Source organism: Streptomyces sp. NPDC059900 (assembly GCF_050270335.1).
GTDB lineage: Bacteria > Actinomycetota > Actinomycetes > Streptomycetales > Streptomycetaceae > Streptomyces.
Map to the genome: position 1 here is coordinate 1 of NZ_JBNNJZ010000297.1, position 10,202 is coordinate 10,202.

Consider the following 10,202-nt stretch of genomic DNA (forward strand, 5'->3'; position numbering starts at 1 on the left):
GGAACTGCGCGACCAGCCCCCACCGACCCGCGGTGTCCGGACAACCCAGCCCCGCCCCGCCCAGCCCAGCCCCGCCCACTCAGCCCGAACCGCCCATCCAGCCGAACGCTAGTGAGGTGCCCCCCGCCACCCGGAAACCGGCAGCGCGAACTTCGCCACGAGCCGATCAGTGAACGAAGCGTGATGCAGCCGCGCAAGCCGCACCGGCACCCCGCCCCTGCGCACCTCGACCCGCGCCCCCGGCGGCAGCTCCACGGTCCGCCGCCCGTCGCACCACAGCACCCCGTGCGGGGTGTGCGGCTGGACCTCGACGGCGAGCACCGAGTCCGGCGAGGTCACCAGAGGCTTGGCGAACAGCGCGTGGGCGCTGATCGGCACCATCAGGAGCGCCTCCACCTCGGGCCACACCACGGGCCCGCCCGCGGAGAAGGCGTACGCGGTGGAGCCGGTCGGCGTCGCGCACACGATGCCGTCGCACCCGAAGCCGGTGACCGGGCGTCCGTCGATCTCCAGGACGACTTCCAGCATCCGCTCTGCCGACATCTTCTGCACGGCCGCTTCGTTCAGCGCCCAGTCGCGGTGCACGACGTCGCCGTTGCTGTGCACGACGACGTCGATGGTCATCCGCTCCTCGACCTCGTACGCCTTCGTGACGACCCGGTCGACGACCTTGTCGAGGTCGTCGCGCTCGGCCTCGGCGAGGAAGCCGACGCGGCCCAGGTTCACGCCGAGCATCGGCACCCCGGAGGCGCGGGCGAACTCGGCGCCGCGCAGCAGCGTGCCGTCGCCGCCGAGCACCACGAGCAGCTCACAGCCGTCCAGGCACTGGGGGGTGGCCTCCTTCACGGTGCCGACCTCGGGCGGCAGCGGCAGATCGGCCGCCTCCGCCTCCAGGACCCGTACGCCGATGCCGCTGCGCAGCAGCCCCTGGACGACGAGTTCGGCACTGCGGATGGCGGCAGGCCGTCCGGTGTGCGCGAGCAGGAAAACGGTACGAGCTCGGGTCTGGGTCACTCGGGTCTGAGTCAACGGGGCCCCTCCGCCACGGCACGGTCAACGTCCGCCGGGTCGAGTTCGGGCGCCCCGGCACGCAGCCACAGAAAGTACTCGACATTTCCGGAAGGTCCGGGCAGCGGGCTCGCAGTCACGCCACGCACACCGAGCCCGAGCCCCCACGCCTGCCGCGCCACACCGCGTACGGCATCGGCCCGCAGCTGCGTGCTGCGCACCACGCCGCCGCTGCCCAGGCGCTCCTTGCCGACCTCGAACTGCGGCTTGACCATCAGGACCAGGTCCGCGTCGGGGGCCGCGCACCGCACGAGGGCGGGAAGCACCAGACCGAGCGGGATGAACGAGAGGTCGCCGACGACCAGGTCGACGGGGGTGCCGTCGATGAGGTCGAGCGTCAACTCCCGTACGTTCGTGCGGTCCTTGACGGTGACCCGGTCGTCGCTCTGCAACGACCAGGCGAGCTGGCCGTAACCGACGTCGACGGCGACGACGCCCGAGGCGCCCGCGCGCAGCAGCACATCGGTGAAGCCGCCGGTGGACGCGCCCGCGTCGAGCGCGCGCCGCCCCTCGACGACCAGGCCCTGCGGCACGAACGCGGCGAACGCGCCCGCCAGCTTGTGGCCGCCGCGCGACACGTAGTCGGGATCGCTCTCGTCGGTCGCGACCACGATGGCGGCGGCGGTCTCCACCTGCGTCGCGGGCTTCGTCGCGGTGTTCTTGTCGACGGTCACCCGGCCGGCGGCGATCAGCTGGCTGGCGTGCTCGCGCGAGCGCGCCAGCTTCCGGCGCACCAGTTCGGCGTCGAGGCGGCGGCGTGCCACTCCTGCCACGTTCTGTTCAGCTCCTGTTGTACGGGGTCGGGTGCGGGGACGAAGCCGCGGGCGTCCCCATGGGCGAGGGCACCGGCGGTCCGGGGGGCACGTCGAGCGCGGTCAGCGCGTCACGCAGTCCCCGGTGTACATCCTCGTACACCTCGATGTGGCCGTCCGTGGCGAGGTGGTCGGCATCGCCGAGACGCCCGAGGAGGCCGTCGACCCGGGCGTCTCCGGTCGGGGCGCGCTCCACCCCGAGGGGCGCTGGCCCTGCCGGATCGTACGCCTCCGCCCGCTCTTCGGCCGCCGCCGGTTCCACCGGCCCGGGCTCCACCGGCTCAGGCCCGGGGCCCGGCATCGAGTCGCTCATGCCCAGACGCTACCGCGAAGCGCTGCGGTACCGTCGATCACGATGGCGACGATCGAAGAGTGCCGCACGGCGCTCGACAAACTCAGCGACAACCTGGCGGGCGCCGAAGGCGGCGTACGCGGCGCCGCCGCGCTCGACCGCTCGCTCAGCTGCCGGATCACCGATCTTGACGTGACCTTCACGGGCCGCCTCGAGAACGGCCGGATCACGGTGCTCGACACCCATCCGGGCCCCCCTCGCGAGAAGGCCGAGATCCGGCTCACCATGACCGGCGACGATCTGGTGGCAATGGTGGACGGCGAGCTGAACTTCGCGAAGGCCTGGGCCTCCGGCCGGGTCAAGCTGGAGGCGGGCCTGCGCGACATGCTCCGCCTCAGGTCGCTGCTTTAGCCCCGGCTGCCCCGACCCCGGCCGCTTCAGCCGCCGCCTTCGTGCGCACCCGCCGTGCGGCCGGCACCACCAGCGGCGTCCCGGTCTGCGGGTCGTCGATGATCTGGCACTCCATCCCGAAGGTGTCCCGCACCAGCTCCGTCGTGACGACGTCGGACGGCGCGCCCTCGGCGACGACCTGGCCGTCGCGCAGGGCGATGAGGTGGGTGGCGTACCGGGCCGCGTGGTTGAGGTCGTGCAGGACGGCGACGAGCGTACGGCCCTGCTCCTCGTGGAGGTCGGCGCAGAGGTCGAGCACGTCGATCTGGTGCTGGATGTCGAGGAACGTCGTCGGCTCGTCCAGGAGGAGCAGCGGGGTCTGCTGGGCGAGCGCCATCGCGATCCAGACGCGCTGGCGCTGGCCGCCGGAGAGTTCGTCGACATAGCGATCGGCCAGTTCGGCGACACCGGTCGACGCCATCGACTCGCCGACGATCCGCTCGTCCTCCGCCGACCACTGGCGCAGCAGGCCCTGGTGGGGGTAGCGGCCGCGCGCCACGAGGTCGCCCACCGTGATCCCGTCGGGCGCGATGGACGACTGCGGGAGCAGGCCGAGGGTCCGTGCCACCTTCTTCGCGGGCATCGACTGGATGACGTTGCCGTCGAGCAGGACGCGGCCCGCGGAGGGCTTGAGCATCCGGGACAGGGCACGCAGCAGGGTCGACTTGCCGCAGGCGTTCGGGCCGACGATCACCGTGAAGGAGTTGTCGGGTATCTCGACGGACAACTTCTCCGCGATGACGCGCTGGTCGTAGCCAAGGGTCACGTCGTCCGCGACGAGCCGGTTCACTGCGGCACGCTCCTGCCTGTCGGTGCTCTTGGGGGTACGGGGGTCCGTGGGCTTGTTCATATCCGCCCCGCCTTGCGTTCGATGACGAGGAGCCACAGCAGATAGATGCCGCCGAGCACGCCCGTGACCACGCCGACGGGCAGCTGATCGGCGCCGAAGGCCCGCTGCGAGGCCCAGTCCGCGACGATGAGCAGGGTGGCGCCCATGAACATCGCGGGCAGCAGGTTCGGCCCCGGCGAGCGGGTGAGCCGCCTGGCCAGCTGCGGCGCGGTGAGCGCGACGAAGCTGACGGGGCCCGCCGCCGCGGTGGCGGCCGCGGTCAGGAGCACGGCCGAGCCCATCAGGACGATGCGGGTGCGCTCGACGGGCACCCCGAGCGCGTATCCGACGTCGTCGCCCATCTCCAGCATCCGCAGCGGCCGCGCGTACGTCATGACGAGCGGCACGAGGATCGCGCAGAGGACGAGCAGCGGCCAGACCTGCTCCCAGTCCCGGCCGTTGAGGGAGCCGGTCATCCACACGACGGCACGCGCGGCGTCGACGAGGTCCGCCTTGGTGAGCAGATAGCCGTTGACGGCGGTGACGAAGGCGGAGACGCCGATGCCGACCAGGACGAACCGGAAGCCGTGCACACCCCGCTTCCAGGCAAGGACGTAGATCGCGAAGCCGGTCACCAGACCGCCCACGAGCGCACCGCCCGCGACCTGCACCGCGGTGCCCTGGAAGAGGACGATCATGACGAGGGCACCCGCCGTGGACCCCTGGCCGAGGCCGAGGATGTCCGGGCTGCCCAGCGGATTGCGCGAGATGGACTGGAAGATCGCGCCGCCGAGCCCGAGCGCGGCCCCCACGAGGAGGCCGACAAGGACCCGGGGCAGGCGCAGGTCGTTGATGATGAACTCCTGCCCGGCGTCTCCGTTGCCGAGCAGGGTGCGGATGACGTCGGCGATGGGGATGTAGAAGTCGCCGGTGCCGATCAGGACGACGCTCGCGGTGAGCGCGGCCACGATGAGCACGGCGACGACCACGGCCGTGCGGACGTCGAGGCGGAAGCTGAGCCCGCCCCGGGTGCGTATCGCCTTCACAGCTGGGCCAGCCTCCGCCGTCGTACGAGAAAGATGAAGACCGGGGCGCCGATCAACGCGGTGATGATGCCGACCTGCAGTTCCGCGGGTCGCGCGACGATACGTCCGACGACGTCGGCGCCGAGCAGCAGGACCGGCGAGAGGATCGCCGCGTACGGCAGGATCCAGCGCATGTCGGGGCCGGTGAAGGAGCGCACGACGTGCGGCACCATCAGGCCGACGAACATGATGGGCCCGCAGGCCGCGGTCGCGGCCCCGCAGAGCAGGGTCGCGGCGGCCATGGACAGGGCGCGGGTGCGGTTCAGGTGCGCGCCGAGCGCGCGGGCGGTGTCGTCGCCCATGGCCATGGCGTTGAGCGGCCGGGCGAGGCCGAGGGCGAGCACGATGCCGATCACGAAGAAGGGCAGGACCTGGAGGATGGTCTCGTTCTTGGCCGAGGCCAGGGAACCGACCGTCCAGAAGCGCATCTTGTTGAGCGCGGCGTTGTCCGTGATCATCACGGCCTGGAGATAGCCGTAGAGCGCGGCGCTCAGCGCGGTTCCGGCGAGCGCGAGCCGTACGGGCGTCGCGTTGCGGGTGCCTCCGAGGGCGTAGACGGCGGCGCCGACCACGGCCGCGCCGAAGAAGGCGAACCACACGTAGCCGCTCAGCGAGGTCACGCCGAAGAAGCTGATGGCGGTGACGACGGCCGCCGAGGCACCGAGGTTGATGCCGAGCAGCCCGGGGTCGGCCAGCGGATTGCGCGTCAGCGCCTGCAGGACGGCACCGGCGAGCCCGAGGGCGACACCGACGAGCACGCCCATCATCGTCCGCGAGAGCCGCTCTCCGACGACGACGTCGCCGTACGTCCCGGTGTCGTGGAAGAGCCCGTGCCAGACCTGGTCCAGGGGCATCTGTTTGGCACCGACCGCGATGCTCGCGACGACGACGAGCAGCAGCACACAGACCGAGACGAGGAGCCCGGCGCTGCGTATCGCGCGGCGTTTGGGTGGCGCGGGTGTGGTCTCCGCGCTGGCTTCGGGGGGACTGTCGACCAACACCAGGTTAGGTTAGCCTACCCTCGCACTTGACTTCGACGAGAGAAGCACCACCGATGCACGTCCGCCGCCCGATACCTCCCGCTCTGTCACGTCGTGGTGTGCTCGGCGCGGGCGGCGTCCTCGTCATCGGCGGACCCCTGACAGCATGCGGCGCCAACGACGATGACGCAAAGTCGTCAGCAGCCGTCGCCCATTTGAAGAAGGCGGCAGCCTGATGACGACCACCCACCGCTCCCTGTCCGGCAGAAGCACCTCCGGCCCGGGCATGACCCGCCGCGGACTGCTCGCCTCCGGCGGCGCCCTCGGGCTCGGAGCCCTGCTCACCGCCTGCGGAAGCGACGACAAGTCCGCCAAGGACGCGGGCTCCGAGCCCTGGAGCTTCAAGGACGACCGCGGCAGGACCGCCAAGGTGAACCACGCCCCGAAGAACATCGTCGCCTTCGTCAGCACGGCCGCCGCCCTGCACGACTACGGAGTCGAGGTCACCGGCATCTTCGGCCCCTCCAAGCCGGTGGGCGGCAAGCCCAACCCGCAGGCGGGCGATCTCGACGTCGGCAAACTGACGAGCCTGGGCGAGTCCTGGGGCCAGTTCAACATCGAGAAGTACGCGAGCCTCAAGCCCGACCTCCTGATCAGCAACATGTTCCCGCCGCCCGCCCTCTGGTTCGTCCCCGAGGAAGGCGCCAAGAAGATCGAAGCGCTGGCCCCCACCGTCGGCATCAAGGGCGCCCGCACCTCGCTCCTCGACCCCCTCAAGCGCTACACCGAACTCGCGGAGTCGCTCGGCGGGGACCTCGACTCGGAGAAGGTACGGGCCGCGCGGGCCCGCTTCGACAAGGCGGAACGCAGACTGCGCAAGGCGGCGAAGGACGCGAAGGCCAAGGGCGGTCTGAAGGTCCTCGCGATGACCGGCGACGCCGACCAGTTCTACGTCGCCGTGCCCGACTCCTACTGCGACCTCAACTACTTCAAGGACCTCGGCATCGAGTTCGTCGAGGGCAAGAAGAGCGACGAATGGGGCTTCTGGGAGTTCCTGAGCTGGGAGAACGCCGACAAGTACCACGCCGACCTCATCATGATCGACAACCGTTCGAGCGCGCTGCCGCCCAAGGAGCTCGCCAAGAAACCCACCTGGAAACTGCTCCCCGCCGTCAAGGCCGGCCAGACCGTGCCCTGGTCCATGGAGGAGCGCTACAGCTACGCCGGTTACGCCCCGGTGCTCGAACAACTCGCCACCGCCATCGAGAAGTCGAAGAGGCTCACCTGATGACTGCGTCCCCCTACCACTTCTTCGATCTCCACGTGCTGCGCACCGAGTACGTCACCCCGGCCATGATCCGCGTGGCTCTCGGCGGCGACGGCCTGGAGCGGATGGCCTCGGCGGGCCGCGACCAGCGCATCAAGGTGTTCCTGCCGCATCCGGGCCAGGACGCCCCGGTCATGCCGGACACGTCGGGCGACGCGGCCAACTGGTACGCCGACTGGTGCGCCCTCGACCCCGACGTGCGGGGCATCATGCGCACCTACACCACGCGTGAACTGCGCCGCGATCCGGACGAGTTGATCGTCGACTTCGCGGTCCACGGCCCGGCGCCCTCGCCCTCCGACGGCCCGGCCACCAGCTGGGCGCGGAACGCCGGACCCGGCGACCGGATCGGCGTGCTCGCCCCGCTCGAGGAGGAGAACGGCGCCTACGAGTTCAGGCCGCCGCAGGACACCGACTGGGTGCTCCTGACCGCCGACGAGTCGGCGCTCCCGGCGGTGGCGGCCATCCTGGAGACGCTCCCGTCCACCACACCGGCCCGCGTCTGGATCGAGGTCCACGACCTGGCGGACAAGCAGGAGCTGACGACGAAGGCCGACGCCGAGATCACCTGGCTCACGGAGGAGGGCGCAACCCCGTCGGCGATCCGGGCCGCTGAGCTGCCGTCGGGCACCCCGTACGCCTGGGTCGTGGGCGAGTCGGCGACGGTCAAGACGGTCCGCCGCCACCTGGTCCGCGACCGCGCATTCGACCGCAAGCGGATCTGCTTCTCCGGCTACTGGCGCAGGGGCACCACCACGGACGAACTGATAGACCGCAACGAAACGGCCTGACCCCGCCCCGCCCGAAACACTGCCCGAAGCCCGACCGAAGCCTGTCCGAAGCCCGACCGAAGCCCCGCCCGCGCGCCGGTCGGGGCTTCAGCGGGAAAGGGGCAGCAGAGCAGCCCGGCGCTGTGGCGTCCGAGTCACACCGGCCGCATGCCCATGGCAGCCACTCCAGCGGGCCCCAGCGTGCCCCCGGCCGGCTACACTCCCAGCCGCGTCAACGCCTTCTCCCCGTCCAGCGCGCACTTCCCGTCCCCCGCCTGCGTCCACGCCGCCGCACACAGCGCCCGCAGCCCGTCCATGGCTTCGCCGTCCCCGTCGAGCACCAACTCGTGACCCCGCGCGGACGCCGTCCACCCGCCGCAGCCGAAGCCCCCTTCCTCCGGGGTCACTTCGGGCTGACCGGTGAGCATGCCGCGCAGGTCCGCGTCCACGTACGTGGGCCGGTGCTCGGGCGGGGCCGCGAGCAGCTGGGCGCCGTCCGTGACCCCCGTCAGGACCAGCAGCGAGTCCACCTTGCCGTTGAACGCACCCTCGATGTCCGTGTCGAGCCGGTCCCCCACGACCAACGGCCGCTCCGCGCCGGTCCGCAGAATCGTCTCGCGGTGCATCGGAGGCAGCGGCTTGCCCGCCACCTGCGGCTCCGCCCCCGTCGCGATACGGACGACCTCGACGGCCGCGCCATTGCCCGGAGCGATGCCCCGCGCACTGGGAATCGTCAGGTCCGTGTTGGACGCGAACCACGGCACCCCGCGCGCGATCGCATAGCAGGCCTCGGCGAACCGCCCCCACGCCATGTCGGGACCGCCGTACCCCTGCACGACCGCCACCGGCCCGTCGTCCGCCGAATCGACCGGCTCGAGCCCGCGCTCGCGCAGCGCGACCCGCAGCCCCTCCCCGCCGATCACGAGAACGCGCGCCCCCGCGGGGACTTGCTCGCTCACGAGCCGCGCCGCCGCCTGCGCGGAGGTGATGACGTCCGCGGCCCCGGTCGCGATGCCGAGCTCCGACAGATGCTGGGCCACGGCATCCGGCGTGCGCAGCGCGTTGTTCGTCACGTACGCGAGATGCATGCCGCCCGTGCGGGCCTTCCCGAGCGATTCGACGGCGTGCGCGATCGCCTGCCCGCCCGCATACACCACCCCGTCCAGATCGAGCAGCGCCGTGTCATACGCCTCGCTCAGCACATTCCGGCTGCCATCGGGGCGTGTCCTGACGGTCTGGCTCATTACGCATCGCTCCTCGATCGATCCCACTCCCCCGATCATCGCTCATGCCACTGACACACATACGATGCAGCAATGAACACAGCGGGTCATACCGACGACCAAGGCCTCGACCTGATCCCGTTCCGAGGCGTGCGTTACGTCCCCGAACGGGTCGGCAGCCTTGCCGCGGTGACGTCCCCTCCGTACGACGTGGTCGTACGGCCCGACGGCCTTCTCCACCTGGAGTCCGCCGACCCGCACAACATCGTCCGCCTGATCCTCCCCCAGGCCACCACACAGGCGGCCCGCGACGAACAGGCGGCCGGGACCCTGCACACCTGGCTCGCGGAGGGCATCCTCGCCCCCGACCCGGAGCCCGGCTTCTATGTCTACGAGCAGCGCGACGCCGGCATCCTCCAGCGCGGCATCATCGGCGCACTGCGCCTCTCCGAGGCGGAGGAAGGCATCGTCCTGCCCCACGAAGGCGTCATGTCCCACGTCGTGGAGGACAGGGCGGGCCTGATGCGCGCGACGAACGCCAACCTCGAACCCCTGCTCCTGACCTACCGCTCCAACGGAGCCACCACGGGCGCGACGGCCGTCGTCGAACGCACCGCGCTGACCGAGCCGCTCCTGTCGACGACCACGGAGGACGGCTTCAGCCACCGCCTGTGGGCCGTCACCGACCCCGCCGACCTCGCCGAGATCCAGTCAGATCTCGCCCGCCACCAGGCCCTGATCGCGGACGGGCACCACCGCTGGGCGACCTATCTCCGGCTGCGCTCCGAACACCCGGCGCCCAGCCCCTGGGAGCACGGCCTTGTCCTCCTCGTGGACACCGCGCGCTATCCCCTCCGGGTCCGCGCCATCCACCGCTATCTGCACCGGCTCCCGGTCTCCGAAGCCCTCGCGGCCCTCGCGGACTCCTTCCGCGTCCGCACCGTCGAAGGCCCTCTGCCGCGCGCCCTCGAAGCCCTTGCCGAGGCCGCAGCCGAAAGCAACGCGTTCCTCCTCGCGGGTGACGGCGGTTTCCACCTCATCGACCGCCCGTCCCCTGACCTCCTCGCCGGTACGATCCCCAACGATCACCCCGAGGCCTGGCGCACCCTGGACGCGACGGTCCTGCACTCCACGCTCCTCGACCACATATGGAAGATCCCGGACGCTCCGGAGCACATCGCGTACATCCACGACACCGCGGCGACGGTGGAGAAGGCGGAACGCGACGGCGGCACGGCCGTCCTGATGCACCCGGTCCGCGAAGAGGTCGTACGCGACCTGGCCCGCCAGGGGGTCACGATGCCCCGCAAGTCCACGTCCTTCGGCCCCAAGCCCGCGTCGGGCCTGGTCCTGCGCGACCTGGACC

The 10,202-nt window shown here is 71.2% G+C and carries 11 protein-coding genes; 4 read left to right on the forward strand and 7 right to left on the reverse strand.

The genetic code is table 11. From position 1 onward, the window contains the following. Positions 1-108: 108 nt before the first annotated feature. The 3 genes from ACQKIP_RS29635 to ACQKIP_RS29645 are packed head-to-tail and all read right to left on the reverse strand — an operon-like array spanning position 109 to position 2,193. Positions 109-1,014 (reverse strand): NAD kinase, encoded by a 906-nt coding sequence (locus ACQKIP_RS29635; RefSeq protein WP_365859883.1) that lies wholly within the window; start codon positions 1,012-1,014, stop codon positions 109-111. An 11-nt stretch (positions 1,015-1,025) separates the two neighbouring features. Then, positions 1,026-1,841, reverse strand: coding sequence for a TlyA family RNA methyltransferase (locus tag ACQKIP_RS29640; RefSeq protein WP_365859882.1), 816 nt, complete (start codon positions 1,839-1,841; stop codon positions 1,026-1,028). A 7-nt stretch (positions 1,842-1,848) separates the two neighbouring features. Next, positions 1,849-2,193 (reverse strand): hypothetical protein, encoded by a 345-nt coding sequence (locus ACQKIP_RS29645; protein WP_365859881.1) that lies wholly within the window; start codon positions 2,191-2,193, stop codon positions 1,849-1,851. A 42-nt stretch (positions 2,194-2,235) separates the two neighbouring features. On the opposite strand from ACQKIP_RS29645, the gene ACQKIP_RS29650 reads away from it, so the two are divergent. Beyond that, positions 2,236-2,583, forward strand: coding sequence for an alkyl sulfatase C-terminal domain-containing protein (locus ACQKIP_RS29650; protein WP_365859880.1), 348 nt, complete (start codon positions 2,236-2,238; stop codon positions 2,581-2,583). Here ACQKIP_RS29650 and ACQKIP_RS29655 read toward each other — a convergent pair. The 3 genes from ACQKIP_RS29655 to ACQKIP_RS29665 are packed head-to-tail and all read right to left on the reverse strand — an operon-like array spanning position 2,567 to position 5,537. Further along, on the reverse strand, positions 2,567-3,472 hold the full coding sequence (locus ACQKIP_RS29655) for an ABC transporter ATP-binding protein (protein ID WP_365859879.1): 906 nt from the start codon (positions 3,470-3,472) through the stop codon (positions 2,567-2,569). The genes ACQKIP_RS29650 and ACQKIP_RS29655 overlap by 17 nt on opposite strands. Then, entirely contained in the window at positions 3,469-4,497 is a 1,029-nt protein-coding gene (locus tag ACQKIP_RS29660) for a FecCD family ABC transporter permease (protein WP_365859878.1), read from the reverse strand. Before ACQKIP_RS29660 ends, ACQKIP_RS29655 begins: the two co-directional genes overlap by 4 nt. Further along, a complete protein-coding gene (locus ACQKIP_RS29665; RefSeq protein ID WP_365859877.1) occupies positions 4,494-5,537 on the reverse strand; it encodes a FecCD family ABC transporter permease in 1,044 nt (347 codons plus the stop codon). The genes ACQKIP_RS29660 and ACQKIP_RS29665 overlap by 4 nt, the downstream gene beginning before the upstream one ends. A gap of 214 nt (positions 5,538-5,751) precedes the next feature. Here ACQKIP_RS29665 and ACQKIP_RS29670 point away from each other — a divergent pair, with 214 nt between their 5' ends. Then, entirely contained in the window at positions 5,752-6,804 is a 1,053-nt protein-coding gene (locus tag ACQKIP_RS29670; protein ID WP_365859876.1) for an ABC transporter substrate-binding protein, read from the forward strand. Then, positions 6,804-7,634: a siderophore-interacting protein gene (locus tag ACQKIP_RS29675; RefSeq protein ID WP_365859875.1), complete on the forward strand. Its 831-nt coding sequence runs from the start codon at positions 6,804-6,806 to the stop codon at positions 7,632-7,634. Before ACQKIP_RS29670 ends, ACQKIP_RS29675 begins: the two co-directional genes overlap by 1 nt. A 194-nt stretch (positions 7,635-7,828) precedes the next feature. On the opposite strand, the gene ACQKIP_RS29680 is transcribed toward ACQKIP_RS29675, so the two are convergent. Beyond that, positions 7,829-8,857, reverse strand: coding sequence for an HAD hydrolase-like protein (locus ACQKIP_RS29680; protein WP_365859874.1), 1,029 nt, complete (start codon positions 8,855-8,857; stop codon positions 7,829-7,831). Between the two features lie 72 nt (positions 8,858-8,929). On the opposite strand from ACQKIP_RS29680, the gene ACQKIP_RS29685 reads away from it, so the two are divergent. Next, the coding region (locus ACQKIP_RS29685; protein ID WP_427744635.1) for a DUF1015 domain-containing protein at positions 8,930-10,202 on the forward strand (1,273 nt) is incomplete at its 3' end.